At 67.3% G+C, this 12,733-nt stretch carries 16 protein-coding genes and 2 tRNA genes; 10 read left to right on the top strand and 8 right to left on the bottom strand.

The genetic code is table 11. The annotated features are described in order from the left end of the window. The first annotated feature begins 14 nt into the window (after window positions 1-14). A tRNA-Ser gene (locus ACWEWT_RS30335) sits at window positions 15-99 on the top strand. A gap of 110 nt (window positions 100-209) precedes the next feature. Here the strand turns inward: ACWEWT_RS30335 and ACWEWT_RS30330 are convergent. Next, window positions 210-1,232, bottom strand: a complete 1,023-nt coding sequence (locus ACWEWT_RS30330) for a zeta toxin family protein (protein WP_452564109.1) — start codon at window positions 1,230-1,232, stop codon at window positions 210-212. Between the two features lie 158 nt (window positions 1,233-1,390). Here ACWEWT_RS30330 and ACWEWT_RS30325 point away from each other — a divergent pair, with 158 nt between their 5' ends. Next, on the top strand, window positions 1,391-2,005 hold the full coding sequence (locus ACWEWT_RS30325) for a putative glycolipid-binding domain-containing protein (RefSeq protein ID WP_452564107.1): 615 nt from the start codon (window positions 1,391-1,393) through the stop codon (window positions 2,003-2,005). A 7-nt stretch (window positions 2,006-2,012) separates the two neighbouring features. Here the strand turns inward: ACWEWT_RS30325 and ACWEWT_RS30320 are convergent, their stop codons facing one another. Continuing rightward, a complete protein-coding gene (locus tag ACWEWT_RS30320) occupies window positions 2,013-2,981 on the bottom strand; it encodes a prephenate dehydrogenase (protein WP_452564106.1) in 969 nt (322 codons plus the stop codon). A 58-nt stretch (window positions 2,982-3,039) separates the two neighbouring features. On the opposite strand from ACWEWT_RS30320, the gene ACWEWT_RS30315 reads away from it, so the two are divergent. The 3 genes from ACWEWT_RS30315 to ACWEWT_RS30305 all read left to right on the top strand — a co-directional run bounded on the left by ACWEWT_RS30315 (window position 3,040) and on the right by ACWEWT_RS30305 (window position 4,210). Next, window positions 3,040-3,585 carry a tRNA adenosine deaminase-associated protein gene (locus ACWEWT_RS30315; RefSeq protein ID WP_452564104.1) on the top strand — a complete coding sequence of 182 codons (546 nt, stop codon included), beginning with the start codon at window positions 3,040-3,042 and terminating at the stop codon, window positions 3,583-3,585. A gap of 23 nt (window positions 3,586-3,608) precedes the next feature. Next, the gene (locus ACWEWT_RS30310) at window positions 3,609-4,043 is read left to right on the top strand and encodes a nucleoside deaminase (protein WP_452564167.1); all 435 of its coding nucleotides are present in this window, start codon (window positions 3,609-3,611) and stop codon (window positions 4,041-4,043) included. A gap of 76 nt (window positions 4,044-4,119) precedes the next feature. Then, a tRNA-Ser gene (locus ACWEWT_RS30305) sits at window positions 4,120-4,210 on the top strand. 202 nt (window positions 4,211-4,412) lie between these two features. Here the strand turns inward: ACWEWT_RS30305 and ACWEWT_RS30300 are convergent. After that, the gene (locus tag ACWEWT_RS30300; protein WP_452564103.1) at window positions 4,413-5,249 is read right to left on the bottom strand and encodes a ferredoxin reductase; all 837 of its coding nucleotides are present in this window, start codon (window positions 5,247-5,249) and stop codon (window positions 4,413-4,415) included. Window positions 5,250-5,423: 174 nt separating this feature from the next. Here ACWEWT_RS30300 and ACWEWT_RS30295 point away from each other — a divergent pair, with 174 nt between their 5' ends. The 3 genes from ACWEWT_RS30295 to ACWEWT_RS30285 all read left to right on the top strand — a co-directional run bounded on the left by ACWEWT_RS30295 (window position 5,424) and on the right by ACWEWT_RS30285 (window position 7,582). Further along, entirely contained in the window at window positions 5,424-6,035 is a 612-nt protein-coding gene (locus tag ACWEWT_RS30295) for a TetR/AcrR family transcriptional regulator (protein WP_452564101.1), read from the top strand. 70 nt (window positions 6,036-6,105) lie between these two features. After that, window positions 6,106-6,642 (top strand): VOC family protein, encoded by a 537-nt coding sequence (locus ACWEWT_RS30290; RefSeq protein ID WP_452564100.1) that lies wholly within the window; start codon window positions 6,106-6,108, stop codon window positions 6,640-6,642. 103 nt (window positions 6,643-6,745) lie between these two features. Beyond that, window positions 6,746-7,582, top strand: coding sequence for a hypothetical protein (locus ACWEWT_RS30285; protein WP_452564098.1), 837 nt, complete (start codon window positions 6,746-6,748; stop codon window positions 7,580-7,582). A gap of 101 nt (window positions 7,583-7,683) precedes the next feature. On the opposite strand, the gene ACWEWT_RS30280 is transcribed toward ACWEWT_RS30285, so the two are convergent. The 3 genes from ACWEWT_RS30280 to ACWEWT_RS30270 form a co-directional block, all read right to left on the bottom strand. Further along, window positions 7,684-8,325, bottom strand: coding sequence for a DUF4352 domain-containing protein (locus ACWEWT_RS30280; RefSeq protein ID WP_452564097.1), 642 nt, complete (start codon window positions 8,323-8,325; stop codon window positions 7,684-7,686). A gap of 181 nt (window positions 8,326-8,506) precedes the next feature. Then, window positions 8,507-8,815 carry a hypothetical protein gene (locus ACWEWT_RS30275; RefSeq protein ID WP_452564095.1) on the bottom strand — a complete coding sequence of 103 codons (309 nt, stop codon included), beginning with the start codon at window positions 8,813-8,815 and terminating at the stop codon, window positions 8,507-8,509. A gap of 35 nt (window positions 8,816-8,850) precedes the next feature. After that, window positions 8,851-9,141 (bottom strand): hypothetical protein, encoded by a 291-nt coding sequence (locus ACWEWT_RS30270; RefSeq protein ID WP_452564093.1) that lies wholly within the window; start codon window positions 9,139-9,141, stop codon window positions 8,851-8,853. A 200-nt stretch (window positions 9,142-9,341) separates the two neighbouring features. On the opposite strand from ACWEWT_RS30270, the gene ACWEWT_RS30265 reads away from it, so the two are divergent. Next, window positions 9,342-10,532, top strand: coding sequence for a helix-turn-helix domain-containing protein (locus ACWEWT_RS30265; protein ID WP_452564091.1), 1,191 nt, complete (start codon window positions 9,342-9,344; stop codon window positions 10,530-10,532). Between the two features lie 59 nt (window positions 10,533-10,591). On the opposite strand, the gene ACWEWT_RS30260 is transcribed toward ACWEWT_RS30265, so the two are convergent. After that, entirely contained in the window at window positions 10,592-10,900 is a 309-nt protein-coding gene (locus ACWEWT_RS30260; protein ID WP_452564089.1) for a putative quinol monooxygenase, read from the bottom strand. Between the two features lie 112 nt (window positions 10,901-11,012). Further along, a complete protein-coding gene (locus ACWEWT_RS30255) occupies window positions 11,013-11,393 on the bottom strand; it encodes a winged helix-turn-helix transcriptional regulator (RefSeq protein WP_452564088.1) in 381 nt (126 codons plus the stop codon). A gap of 129 nt (window positions 11,394-11,522) precedes the next feature. Here ACWEWT_RS30255 and ACWEWT_RS30250 point away from each other — a divergent pair, with 129 nt between their 5' ends. Further along, entirely contained in the window at window positions 11,523-12,365 is an 843-nt protein-coding gene (locus tag ACWEWT_RS30250; RefSeq protein WP_452564086.1) for an NAD(P)H-binding protein, read from the top strand. Window positions 12,366-12,733 lie beyond the last annotated feature (368 nt).

Raw genomic sequence — 12,733 nt, 5'->3', positions numbered from 1 at the left:
ACCATCGAGGCCCTGGAGACGTGGCAGAGCGGCCGAATGCACTCGCCTTGAAAGCGAGAGTCGTGAGAGCGACCGGGGGTTCAAATCCCTCCGTCTCCGCCGAAACGCAAGTGCTGAGCTTTTCCAGTGGGCGTGCCGTCGTGAGCGGTGTGTTCGGCGCGCGCGGTGCTCGGGAACGAATACGAGCGCCACGGCGTCCTGTTTCCGGCTCAGCTCCGCAGCAACCGGGAAGTCTGCTCCATCTCGATCAGCAGCCGCTGCCAGTTCATGCCCTGCCCTGGTTCGTCGGCATTCGCCTGCGCCAGGGTTTCCCGGAATCGCTCGATTCTCTCGAAATGCGCGTATACCTCGTCCGGCGTCGGCGGGCGGTCCCGTTCCGTCTGTAGGGCATCCCAGCCCGCGGGTGGTTCGGTCCATTCACCCTGTGCCATACGGTGGTTGTCGAACAGGATCTCCGAACGTGATCGCACCCGGAGTTCGTCCACGGCCACCGGGGGCCGGTCCGATTCGAGCGCCCGGATCAGGTCGGCCGAGCCCTGGAGACACGTATGCTGCGCGGCGACCGGGACATATCGGCCCGTGCCGTCGCGCAGGCGCTCGCGGAGGAAGCGGGTGAGGACCGAAGCCTCGCTCTCGGCACGCGGCACCGCGATGGCATCGACGACCGAACGGTAGGTGTGCCGCTGAAACCGCAGGATCACCCGCGCAGTCCGCACCGGATCACCCGCACCTTCTTCCAGGACGGCGTGCCGGCGTTGCGCAATAACGTGGTCGATGGCCATATCGAGCCATCTCTCGGCGATCGGATAGAGGTGATCACCAGCGGTGAAATCGTCGCGCGCCCGTAGTTCCGCGAAGTCGGGGTGGTGGCGCATGTAATCGTCGGCGATGAGCCGGACGGCGCCGCCGCGCTCGCGGAACGAATCGGCGATGGCACGGATCGTCACGGATTTGCCGGCACCGGGCTGTCCCACCACCGCGGTCACCGTGGGCCGCTCGGATATCCGCCCGCCGCCGACCGGGATCTCCAGATGCTGGGGAATTATCTCCCGCTCGAAGATGAACCGCATATCGCGGTCGGACAATCTGTAGCGCTGTGCGCTGCTCCGCAGGTGGTGCGCGAAATCGTGCCCGGTCCGACTCCACTTGTCGGTCCCGAGGTGAACGGCGTCGCGAATACGCCCGAGTCCCTGGCACGCTACCGCCGCTACCGCCGATTTCGTACCCTCCACGAGTCCTGATTGTCCCGTGTCGTTCCGCACCGGTTTCTCCGCTACTGGGCAGCTCGGCGGCAGTCGATCGAGACACGATCTCTCTTCGGAGAGTTCGCCGGGGCGCGCGGCGGCGCTGTTTCTGCGCCGACCGGGTCGGCAATGCGTACGGTGGACACGTGACGCAATCGAGCGACGTAACCCCCGGCCCGGCCGCGCCGCCGGTGTCCGGGCGGTGGCCCGCTGTGCTGACCTGGCGTGCGCACGACGGTTCGCGGATGGAATCGGTTCGCGTAACGCTCAACGGCAATCGGATCCGGGCCAGCGGTCGCATCGTCGGCGGTGGTTGTGGCGAGCACACCGCGTTCAGCGCCTCCTACGATCTGGTCACCGACGAGAACGGCGCGACCAGGCGGTTGTCGTTGAGCAGTACCACCGCCGCGGGGGAGCGGCACGCATCTCTCGCCCGCGACCAGGAGAACTACTGGCTGGTCGATGCCACCGGGACCCATATCCGGTCCACCTTCGGGGGCGCGCTGGATGCCGATGTGGTGCTCAGCCCGTTCTTCAACACCCTGCCCATCCGCCGGTTCGGGTTACAGCACGCCCTGGAGGATATCCAGGTCCCGGTGGTCTACGTGCGGTTGCCGGAGTTGACGGTGCAGGAGGCCGATCTCACCTACAGCAGCGCCGGGGACGGGATCAGCGTCCTCTCGCCGGTGTCCAGCGCCACCCTCACCGTCGATCCCGACGGTTTCGTGCTCGACTACCCCGGGCTCGCCGAACGGGTCTGAGCGCGGTTCAGTCGCTCCCGGCGGTGGCCGCGCGGCGGGCGATGACCCCGCCCGTCCGGCCCGCTTCCTGCAGTTTCTCCAGCCAGCCCACCGCACCGGGGACAGTTCCGGTGATCTCCCAACGCTGCGCCGATTCGTAGCGCTGCCGGGCGGTATGACCGGCCGCGGTGAGCTCGGCGAGGGAGGTATCCGAGCTCAGCGACTCCCTGGCCTCGCTCAGCGCGGTGAGGGTCTCGTCCAGTACGGCCAGCAGTGCGTCGGAGTTGGGTTCGCAGATCGCGCGCACCAGATCGGGTGCGGTGCCCGCGACCCGGGTGCCGTCCCGGAACGACCCCGCCGCGAGTCCCAGCGCGAGGTCACCACCGCGCGCGCCCGCCACCGCGAGTGCCTCGGCGAGGACATGCGGCAGGTGCGAGACGCGGGCCACGGCGCGGTCGTGTTCGGCGGCGAGTACCGGTACGACCACGGCGCCGCAGTCCAGGGCCAGTCGGGTCACCCGTGCCCAGCTGTCCGGATCCGTTCCCGGATCCACCCCCACCGCCCACGCCGCTTCGCGGAACAGTTCCGGATCGGTTGCCTGCCAGCCCGATTCGGAAGTACCCGCCATCGGATGCCCGCCGACGTAGCGAGCCTCCAGGCCGTACCGGCGGACCGCCGCGGCGACAGGGGCCTTCACACTCACCACATCGGTCAGCGCGCATTCCGGCGCATGTTCGGCGATCGCGTCCAGCATCGCGTTGACCGCCGGCATCGGCACCGCCACCACGACCAGCGCGTCGCTCGCGGCGGCCCGGCGCAGCACCGCCGGGAGATCGGCGTCGACATCGAAACCCGAGGTCCGGGCTGCCGCCACGCCCGGCGCCGAGCGGTTGTATCCCCAGGCAGTCCAGCCGGCCGCAGTCGCCGCACGCAGCAGCGACCCGCCGATCAAACCAGTCCCGAGAACACAGAGCGCCGTATGGTCGTCAGCAGTCACCGGAACAGATTCGCATACGACTTCATCTAACGGCCCCGGGCCGACTACCGTTGCGCCCATGGCAGCACAGCGCGCGGGCACGAACAAGGCGGCGTCGGATGATTACGACGACGTGGAGGGGTTCGCGGTGGCCGTTGTCCGGGAAGACGGTACGTGGCGGTGCACCCCGCTGACCTCGGCCGCGCTCACCACCCTGTCGGCGGCGGAGAACGAGCTGAAAGCTCTGCGATCCTCCGGCGCGGTCTTCGGGCTCCTGGACGTCGACGACGAATTCTTCATCGTGGTCCGTCCCGCTCCCAGCGGTACCCGGCTGCTGGTGTCGGACGCGACCGCGGCGATCGATTACGACATCGCCGCGGATGTTCTCGAAGAACTCCATATCGAGATCCCCGATATCGATCCCGACGAGCTCGACGATATCGAGCCGTGGGAAGAGGGCGATCTCGCCATCCTGGCCGATCTGGGATTGCCCGAACCGGTGCTCAGCGTGATCCTCGCCGAAACCGATCTCTACCCCGACGAGCAGCTCACGATGATCGCGCAGCGGCTGGGTTTCGCGTCGGAGTTCTCCGCGGTGCTCGACAAACTGCCACGCTCGAGTTGAACGCCTCGCTCGCCGATATCGAGATGGTGCGGACGGCTCTGGCCGTCGCCGCCACCGCCGATCCGCGCGATATTCCGGTGGGGGCGGTCGTGTTCGACAGTTCGGGCCGCGAGTTGTCCCGCGCCACCAACGCCCGCGAGGCAAGTGGTGACCCCACCGCGCATGCCGAGGTACTGGCGCTGCGCCGTGCCGCCGCTATCCACGGTGACGGCTGGCGCCTCACCGGCACCACGCTCGCGGTGACGTTGGAGCCGTGCACCATGTGCGCCGGCGCACTGGTCGCGGCCCGGGTGGACCGGCTGCTGTTCGGTGCGTGGGAGCCGAAGACGGGTGCGGTCGGTTCACTGTGGGATGTGGTTCGCGACCGGCGTCTCAACCACCGTCCCCAGGTATGCGGCGGCATTCTGGAGACCGAATGCGCGGCCGTCCTCGACGACTTCTTCCGGGGTCGGCGTTGAGTACGGGGCCGGCCGGAGATACCCAGGTCCGGGCCCCGATTTAGGGATACGGGGTGGTTCCGGTATTCTTGCGGGCGGTGGCGTGTCCGAGCGGCCTAAGGAGCACGCCTCGAAAGCGTGTGAGGGGTAACCCCCCTCCGAGGGTTCAAATCCCTCCGCCACCGCCACGAGCCCCTTACCTGGATTTCCGGGTGAGGGGCTTTCTGCCGTCGATCGGAGTCTCGGTGTCGATCCGCGCGCACGGCGTGAAGTCTCCGCCGGACCGGTTCCCGGCGGCCGCATCGCGATCGGCCCGACCGGGCGGGCCCATGCCGGTGGCCGTCGTGAGTGCCGCGGCGCCAGGAGGCACGGGGCCGCTGATCTGTCTGTTCAGGTAGCGGATTCGTCGCGGCGGCGCGCGGCGTGGCCGCGGTCCGGCTCGAACGAAGATCGCGTACATGCCGATCGGGCGGCCGGGAAGCGTTCCAGGTGAAGCGAACTCGCCGGAGCCACCCGCGGCACGGCGTGGATCGCGGCTTCGAGCATGGCCGGGGGACCGCAGACATAGACGGCCGCTCCGGGCTCGGCCTGCGCGAGGAGTTCCTCGATATCGGGGACGCCGTATTCGTCGTCGGGGCGGATCACGGCATCGGGGACCCGGTCGAGGAAGGGCATCGAATCCCGGGTGCGCCCGGTGTAGATCAAATTGCCGCGGCGGCCCGCCGCCTGGGCCATGGGCAGGATCGCGGTGATCCCCATACCGCCGGCGATGAACAGATAGTCGGGGGCGTCGAGGAAGGGGTAGGTGTGCCGGGGCCCGTGTACCCGCAGTGGATCTCCGCTGCGGAGGTTCTCGTGGATTTCGATGGAACCACCGTTGCCGTGTGGCATGAGCCGGACGGCGATCCGGTAGGACGACCGATCACGCGGGTCCCCGCACAGCGAATACTGCCGTCGCCGGCCGGAGGGCAGGGATACGTCCAGGTGGGCGCCGGGGAGCCAGGCGGGTAGTGGTTCGCCCTCGGGGTCGACGAGCACTACTCCGACCACGTCCACCGCTTCCTGCTGGACGGCGGCGACCACGAGTTGCCGGTTGAAACCGTTGTTCCACAGTGTTTTCGACTGCGGCAGCAGGGACGCGGGCCGGTGGGCGACGAATATCGAACGGCAGACGTCCACGGCCGTGCCGATCATCTGGAATCCGCGAGCCGGAACCTGGGTGCCCATCAGTTGTCTCCCGATAGTCGGGGCATACGACGCACCAGGACGAAACAAGCGGCTGCTTGGCTGGTCTGCACCATTCGGCGAATCTACATGGCAACATTATTAATAGCAATGTTGCAATATTGCGAGTGCCCGATAGGTGTTTGCGCTCACGCAGTACTTGCTAGCGTTAACTGCATGTCCGCCGCGCACACATCGTCACCCGGGCTGCAGGATGGTATCGAGGCTCGCATTCTGGACGCGGCGTTGATCAGATTCAGCGAGTTCGGCGTCAAGAAGACGACCATCGAAGACATCGCCAGGCAGGCCGGCGTCGACCGCGTCACCGTATACCGCCGCATCGGATCCCGCGACGATGTGGTGCAGGCGGTGGTGAGCCGGGAGGTAGCCGCGGTCCTCATCGAGGTCGACGCCATCTCCACCCGGCACTCGACGCTGCCCGACCTCGTCGCCGATATCTTTGTGACAGTGGTCACACGATGGCGGAGTCATCCGCTGGTCAAACGGATGCTGACCGTCGAACCGGAACGCATTCTGGAGAAATTGACCGTCGAGGGCGGACCGGTTTTCGCCATGTCGGTGGCGGCCGCGCACACCGCGCTGTGCCGCGCCGCGGACGCCGGGCTTTTCGCCGAACCCGCCGATCTGCTGACCCGCGCCGAAGTCGCGTGCCGGCTGGTGCATTCGTTCATCCTGTGCCCGACCGGCCTGGTGCCCCTGGAATCGGATGAGCAGTTGGACGAATTCGCCCGCTCCTATGTGGTTCCCATAGTCACCGCGGAGCACTGAGGACAGATTTCCGGGACGCGCCGCCGAATTGCGGCCGGGTCCCGTCCTGTTCCGGTGCCATGCTCGCGGCATGACGACATCACCTCTGGTCAGCCGCACCGGGGACCTCGGCAACGGGTACGGAAGTGTCAACGCGTTCGCCGCGGTGAAGGGCCCCGGCGGTGCCCGGGCCTTCATCGAATTCCTGACGGCGGTATTCGACGGACGAGAGACGCCGGACGCGCACGCCGTCGACACCGACGGACTGCTGATCCACGCGGAGGTACGGATCGGGGATTCGTGCCTGATGGTGGTCGACTCCAAGCCGGACTGGGTGTTCAGCCCGGCCCTGCTCCAGGTCAATGTGACCGACTGCGACGAGATCCTGCGCCGTGCCGCCGCCCGCGGGGCGCGGGTGATCACCGGTACCACCCCGTTCTACGGCGGTTCCTCACTCGCCCGGTTCGTCGACCCGTGGAGCAATGTGTGGTGGCTGTTCGGCCCCGCGATCGCGAACGCCCCGGAACCGACCTGGGACCCGGACGCGGCGACAGCGGAGTCCGAGGTCCACGCGACGATATGCCGTGCGATGCGCGAACTGTCCGTACCCGCGGATCCGACGGCGTAGCCCGGGGCTCGGGCGGCGCGGGATCACCCGGTCGGCCGGTCACGGCATGGCGTGGTGAGCGGAAATCGGCGAACAACGCCCATCGCCCGGGAGAATTCGGAGTATGACCGGTCTCGTCCTGACGCCCGAACGCCGCACCGAACTGGCCGCACTGCTCGACGACGAGCCCCGGTTGCGGACGGAGTATCCGAAGGTCGCCGAATATCTGTCCACCGCGCCACTGCTGGACGGCACCGGCGACCCGCACGCCGACGCGGCCTTCGACCTGCGTTTCGTGCACTTCATGACCGGTGGCGAGGCCCGGTCGGGAAACCCGTACTGGGAAATCGTCGGCCCCGGTGTGGGCGTCGCGGGAGATCGCCGGGTCGTCGACGGCGGAAATGCGAAAGGCAGTGTCCGGCTGGGGTTCGCTCAGACCATCCTGCAGGCCGCCTACGCCTACGCGATCCCCTCACCGGAGACACTCGATTGGATCGAGGCGTTCCGTGCCGGTCACCCGGTGATCGAGTTGGGTGCCGGTCGCGGTTACTGGGCACGAATGCTCGCCGACCGAGGCGCCCCGGTGACCGCCTTCGACACCGCGCCCCCGGACATTTCGGCGAACGTCTCGTTCCCCGCGAGTGCCGGCAACCGCGCGGTGTGGTTTCCCGTCGGCGGAGCGCAGAGGTTCGAGGCCGAGCTGAACGAGGCGTCGGTCCTGTTCCTCTGCTGGCCGCCGGGCTGGGGTGACCGGATGGCGTCGGCCGCCCTCGAAGTGTTCGAGTCCCGGGGCGGCCGCCGCCTGATCTACGTGGGCGAACCCAAGGGCGGTAGAACCGGTGACGACGCTTTCTTCGATCGCCTGGCGCGGGGATGGTCGCTCGAATCGGTGGACGCCCGGCACGTCGCCTGGTGGAATCTGGGCGATATCGCGCAGGGGTGGGTCCGGAACTCGACCTGACCCGGCCGGAGCCCGGGAAGCGGGGGAGACGCCCGCGCGCCTCCCCCGCGATCCGACCTGCCCGGAACGCCGCCGACGGATCGGCCGGCTGCCGAGATCGCCTACCGCAAAGCGACTTCGACGCCGCCGGAGAACATCGAATCGTGGAACTCGATGGCCGCGGGCTGCGCGTCGGCGGGGATATCGAACGCGATGACGACCTCCACCTTGTTTCCCGGATTGATATCGGTCCCCGCGATCGCGGAATCGTTGACATTCACCTCCGCCATGGGGTCGTTGGTGAATTCGCGACCCTGGGTATCGATCAGCGTCTGGTTCGTGCCGAAATACGACTGCGGCCGATCGCCGGTGTTGGTGACCGTCGTATGCACGAGGACGTACTGCCCCTGCGCTTCCTTCTGCAGGTACGGGTTGGTGCCCACCGTTTTCCGGCCTGTCTCGACCTCGGTGACCACGAACTCGAACTTGCCGTCCCGGACGGCCGACCCCGCGGGCGCGGGTCCGGAATCGGCGCCCGCCCCGGCCGCCGCCGCCTCGGCGGGCGCCGGCGCGCTGCTCGACTTGTCGGAATCGCGGTTGGTATTGCTCACGATGGCGACGCAGCCGCCGAATCCGCACAGCGCGACGATGCCCAGCGGAATGAGCCACGGCCACTTCGCTTTCCTGCGCGGCGGCTGAGGCGAGACGCCGTAGGGCTGATGCGGTGAATTGGGCTGATGCGGTGAATAAGGCTGATGGGTCAAGGTTTCCCCTTGTTCGGGTTGGTCGGAGTGCGCAGTCTGCGACCCGGTCCCTGATCCATCCGGCGGGTTATGTGATGCGTTACATAGTGATAGTCAGTAACTATCAACATAGATGCAGTTCGGTTGAGGTTTCCGGCGAATCGTCGGCGAGAGTGGTGGCGGATGCCGGGAACAGCTGGGGTCAGTGGCCTGCCGACCGGTCACCTTCGGCGGTGTCCTCGGAATCGAGGAGCGTGCGATCGACCACTCCGGCGCCGGTCACCAGCTCCGCGAACGCGATCACCAGATGCCATGCGCGATTACGGCGGACCTCGTCGTCCGTGAGGTGTGGGACCACCAGCACGTCGGCATCGGATTCCAGCAGGTGATGTACAGCGATGATCGCCGCGAGTCCGAGCGCGGTATCCGTCACGACTGTGTACACGACTTCGAGCGCGTGTTTCCGCGTCGACCGGTCGATCTCACCGCTGTCGCAATCGGACCGGCGCAACAGAAGTGCTCTCCTCGTCGTGGCCGGCGTCCGGCTCACCGTCGCGCCCGAGCCGCGTACTCGGCCGCCACATCGAAACGAGCGCACTGATGCTCGGCATGGGCCGCCATCACCTGGTGCGCGTGCGCGTATCCGCGAATCGCCTCTTGCGACCGGCAATACGGTGTGGGGTCGTCATACGCGCGTAGTCCGTCCGCGATCAGCCGCAGGATCCCGGGGTCGTCGGTGACCCAGGTCTTGCCGGCCTGTAGCAGTTTCAATGTCGCCGCCATGGCCCGGTGGTTCGGTGCCCGGACGGGCAGGGGAGGAACAGGAATATCTGTCATCGAAGACCTCGGAATGTGTTGGTGGTGGTCTCGCTGGATGGCACAGCGCCCGATGCGGCATTTGCCTGTCCCCGGCATCGAGTGCGATCCGAAACATAAAGCTGTTCATCGATATTCGAGTAACACGCCTTGTGTCAGCTGTGGTGGCGGGATCTCGGTAGCCTCGGGTGATACGGGCGACAGCAGAGGATGTCGGAGCTATGGACACGAGTATCGGCGCGCGGATCAAGCATTTTCGCGGCAGATCGATGACCCAGACCCAGTTGGCCGATCTGGCCGAGGTACATCCATCCCTGATTCGGCAGTTGGAGCAGGGCAAGCGGGAAGGCGCCAGTATCGCGAGTCTGCACAAGATCGCGCGGGCTCTGGATGTCGATATCGCCGATCTCGTCGGAAAGCGCTACGGGATTCCCTCGGCCGATCCGGACGCGGGAGTTGTCGCGATTCGGCGCGCGCTGAATTCCGTGGACGACCTGATCGACGAGGAATCCGAGCCCGTGCCGGTCACCCTGCGTGAAGCCCAGCGCGCGGTCGACTATGCCTGGGGTGCTTACTGGAACGGTCGCTACGAGACGCTGACCGCGGTACTTCCGGCCGGGCTGACACAACTGCGTGTGTCGGCGAACCTCGCGCAGGACCGCGACGTCGCGTCGGCGCACGAACTGTTGGCGCGCATGTACTGGGTGACCGGGTGCACCTTGGTCCACCTGGGGCAGACCGATCCCGCTTTCACGGCGATCCGTTCGGCGCTGACCGCAGCCGACAGGGGCGATGATCAGCTCCTCGCCGCCATCTTGCGTGGGTCGGTCGCTTGGCAACTACTGGTCCAAGGCCGGTTCGAGGAGTCCCACAAGGTAGCGCTCAGAGCAGCCTCTTCGATAGAGCCGATCGGTGCGGTATCGGAGGAACACCTGGCTGTGTACGGCTCCCTCGTACTTCAGGGCGCCACTGCTGCCGGTCGGCAGCAACAGGCGCAGGCCGCCCTCGATATCGCCGACGCGGCACGCGAGGTGGCATCCCGGTTGCCGGGCGACACCAAGCACTACGAGTGCAACTTCGGGCCGTCCCAGGTGGTGATGCAGTGCGTCGATGTGAATGTGTCCTCGGAGCGCTACCCGGAAGCGATCGAGGCGGCGAAAGCGATGCCGGGTGGCGGCGAGGCGCTCGCCCAGGTGAGCCGGGCCCGGCACCTTCTCGACCGCGCGACAGCCTTCGCTCGAATGGGAGAGCGTCAGCGGGCATTGGACCTACTACTGACTGCGGAGCGGATCGGTGGTCCGGACTGGGTCCGGTATCAAACTCTGTTGAAACAGGTTGTGGGGGAGCTACGTGAGAAGGAGCGACAGCACAGCGCGCTTCGGGGCTTGGCTCAGCGTGCCGGTGTGCAGTAATCATCACTCGGGGAGCGAGGTTGCCGCGCATCCATCCAGCTCGGGCTGAGCGGCTCGGATCAGGAGGGTAGACCCTTGGCCGCGGCCGGGGTGAGGAACTCGACCCGGAAGTCGGCGACGTAGTCGGGCCGCTTGTCGAGGAAGCGACGGGTGTGCGGCTGCCGTTCGTGCTCCTCGAACGCGTCGCGATCCCGGTAGACCTCGTAGAACACGCGGGACAGTGGTGCGTCTTCGACGGTATGAGTGGCGTATACGAGTGTCCCGGGCTCGTGCTCGGCGATTCCCTCGGCCGTCTCGGTTACGAGCCGATCGAAGCCTTCGGCAGCTTCGGCGTCCTTCAGATCGAACCTCACCACCAGCGCGAACATCAAACCTCCCGTACCGGTTGCTGAAGCCCCAGTGTGGCATGTTTTGTGTCTGCGGCCTGTGCCGGTTGTGCCAATGCGTCGCAGTACCACGAGGTCCCGGTTGTAGCAGTCGCTAACGAGGGAGTGGGCCGGTGTAGTCGTCGCGGGCTCGTTCGACGGCCGGTAGGTGTTCATCGGTCCAGTGGGCGAGGGCGGCGAACACGGGGGAGAGGCTTCGGCCCAGCTCGGTGATCTCGTACTCGACGCGAGGTGGCACCTCGGGATGGTAGTGCCGCCGGACCAGTCCGTCGCGCTCCAGTTGGCGGAGTCGTTGGGTGAGGACCTTGGCGGTGATGGTGCCGAGCTGTCGTTCGAGTTCGACGAACCGCACCGGCCCGGACTGGTTGAGCGTCCACAGGATCGGGGTCGTCCAGCGGCTGAAGAGCAGGTCGACTGTCGGGGTGATCCGGCACGCCGTGCGCGGGTCGGTGCCGGTTTCTTCGGTAGCGGTCATGCGAGCCTCCAATACTTTCCTGGGGGAACCTACTGTGCGGCGCTTCTTAGCCTTCCTTGTGCCGCTGTCGATCGGACGCGGTCCGGTGCTCGGAGAGCATCGGCGTTCTCCTGACCGAGGAGCGTTTTCTTGATCGTCGTTACTGGTGCCACGGGCAATGTCGGCAGCCTTCTCGTCGAGGCCTTGGCGGACTCCGGCCATGCCGTGACCGCTGTTTCCCGCGGTGTGACTTCCCCACTGCTCGCGCGGCAGGGGGTCACCCCGGTCGTCGCGGACTTGGCCGATGCGGCCGGCCTGGCGCCGGCGCTGGACGGAGCGGAGGCACTGTTCCTGATGGTGTCCGGCGCGGGAGCGCACGTAGACGGCGCCGCGGTGTTGCGATATGCGGCCGAGGCCGGTGTGCAGCGCGTCGTCCTCCTGTCGTCGCAGGCCGCCGGCACCCGGCCCGAGTCGGTTTCGCACGCACCGCTCGCCGCGCTGGAACAGGTCGTCCGGTCCTCGGGCCTGGCGTGGACGATCCTCCGACCGGGCGGCTTCACCACCAACGCCTTCGCCTGGGTGGAGTCGATCCGTGCGCAGCGCAAGATTTACGCGCCGTACGCCGATGTAGCGCTTCCCGCGGTGGACCCTCTCGATATCGCCGAGGTCGCCGCGGCCGCGCTCACCGGCGACGGTCACGCGGGCCGGACCTACATACTCACCGGGCCGGAGCCGACCAGCCCGCGGCGTCGGTCCGAAATCCTCGGTGCGGCCCTCGGCGAGCACCTGGACTTCGTCGAGCTCGAACACGACCGGGCACGGGCGCAACTGCTGCAGTCGATGCCGGAGCCGGTCGCCGACGGCACGCTCGCCATCCTCGGGCAACCGACCGCCGAGGAGCTTCGTGTCAGCGCCGACGTCCGGACGGTCCTTGGACGGCCCGCCACCTCTTTCGCGGTCTGGGCCGGCCGTAGCATCGACGCATTCCGTTGATACCGCGGTCCACGCCCGGCGTCGGACGAGCTGTGGCGGCCGCGGTGGTCCGAGATGATCGCGGCCCGGGCGCAGCTGTCGCACTCGAAGCCGTCCACTGCCCAGCAGCACCGCTTCCGGCACCGGGCTCAGGGGCCGGACGTGCGGGGCGCATTCGACCGGTACGCCGGAGGAAGTAAGGGCTCGTTCGTACGGGCGAGGCACGGCATCCGGTCTCTTCATCGAGAACGTAGCTCGGCCCCGATCCGCTTTCGCGGGCCGGGGCCGATCTCTGTGCGCCCGAAGGGATTCGAACCCCTAACCTTCTGATCCGTAGTCAGATGCGCTGGGCGTTTTGACCTGCCACTTGCTCCGAAAAGTGCTGGTAG

It is taken from the genome of Nocardia sp. NPDC003963 (assembly GCF_053605105.1).
Note: the sequence above shows the minus strand (reverse complement) of the source record. Positions and strands in the feature narration are given on the sequence as shown.